This window comes from Ruegeria sp. AI3 (assembly GCF_056541245.1).
The window spans coordinates 1-574 of record NZ_JBQFYA010000090.1 but is presented as its reverse complement, the minus strand read 5'-3'; the positions used below and the strand labels follow the sequence as shown (position 1 = coordinate 574).

Here is a 574-nt window from a genome sequence, read left to right as displayed (position 1 = left end):
CTGGACCGTCAATTGATCGAATTGTTGGTAACGCGCGCGGGCTATATCGACCGCGCGTCTCAGCTGAAACCCGGCGAGGGGCTGCCTGCCCGTATCCCGGATCGTGTCGAAGAGGTGGTGCAGCGCGTGCGCAAGAGCTCGGATGAATTGGGCATGGATCCCGATCTTGCAGAAAAGCTCTGGCGCATTTTGATTGACTGGTCGATTGCGCGTGAAGAGCGTGTGCTCGGCGCTGACTAGAGCGAAGAGGCGCCTTGTGCGCCCGATCCGTTTTGGAAGAGGGGATTGAAGAATGGTAGCCCAGGTTATTGACGGTAAAGCCTTTGCCGCAAAAGTACGTGCACAGGTGGCCGATCAGGTCGCAAAGCTGAAGGAAGAAAACGGGATCACACCCGGCCTGGCCGTGGTGCTGGTGGGCGAGGATCCGGCCAGCCAGGTCTATGTGCGTTCAAAAGGCAAGCAGACCGTCGAGGTCGGCATGAACTCATATGAGCACAAATTGGATGTGGACACCTCGGAAGAGGATTTGCTGGCCCTGGTTGACAAGTTGAACAATGATCCGGCAGTTCATGGC

2 protein-coding genes are annotated in these 574 nt (G+C 57.1%); both read left to right on the top strand.

Annotation, left to right across the window (positions count from 1 at the left end):
• The coding region (locus ACRZ95_RS23205) for a chorismate mutase (RefSeq protein WP_480555760.1) at positions 1-240 on the top strand (240 nt) is incomplete at its 5' end.
• Positions 241-292: 52 nt separating this feature from the next.
• Positions 293-574, top strand: a 282-nt coding sequence (locus tag ACRZ95_RS23200; RefSeq protein ID WP_480555758.1) for a tetrahydrofolate dehydrogenase/cyclohydrolase catalytic domain-containing protein, incomplete at its 3' end; no start/stop codon positions are given.